This is a genomic window from Synechococcus sp. R55.7 (genome assembly GCF_047461955.1).
Classification (GTDB): domain Bacteria; phylum Cyanobacteriota; class Cyanobacteriia; order Thermostichales; family Thermostichaceae; genus Thermostichus.
In genome coordinates this window covers 1-552 of record NZ_JANSIC010000513.1, presented here as the reverse complement: position 1 = coordinate 552, position 552 = coordinate 1, and the positions used below count along the sequence as shown (strand labels likewise).

1 protein-coding gene is annotated in these 552 nt (G+C 56.5%); it reads right to left on the bottom strand.

Annotated elements, in window-relative coordinates; all coding sequences use genetic code 11:
* Positions 1–552: RNA-guided endonuclease TnpB family protein (locus tag NW820_RS13430; protein WP_414407779.1), on the bottom strand; the 552-nt coding region annotated here is incomplete at both ends.

Sequence of the window (552 nt, the reverse complement as noted above, 5' to 3'; positions counted from 1 at the left end):
ACCACGGACCTCTAGGCTGGTTTACGGCAGCCCCAAGTTTAGCAATCATGTTGGCTCCATTCCAGTCCGCATCCCCTTCCCATCCACAGTGCCCACACTTAAACTGCTTCCCATTGCGGTAGGATTGCGCAGGGTCGGGATGGATGTGCAAACACCGGTGGCAGGTCTGCGACGTGTAGGCAGGCGGAACCAGCACCACAGGTACTCCGGCAATGGCAGCCTTGTAGACCACGAACATCCTAAGCTGGTAGAACGCCCAGTTATTGGTTCTGCGCCGCTCAGCTTTGCTGCGTGGCTGTTGATTGACCCTTTCCCGGATCCCTGTCAGGTCTTCCAGAGCAATAGCGCTGTTTGTCGCCTTTGCCCTAGAGACAATAGCTTTGGAGATGCGATGATTGACCCACGCCTGAAAGCGTCTCTCCTTGCCAGACAGCCGTTGCAACAGTTGACGGCATCTGCGCCGCGAACTGCGGGTGCCCTTACTGGCTTTGCGTTGAAGTACCGCCCTCAGCTTGGAGTAGTGGTCTCGGATTCGGTTCAACTGCTGTCCAT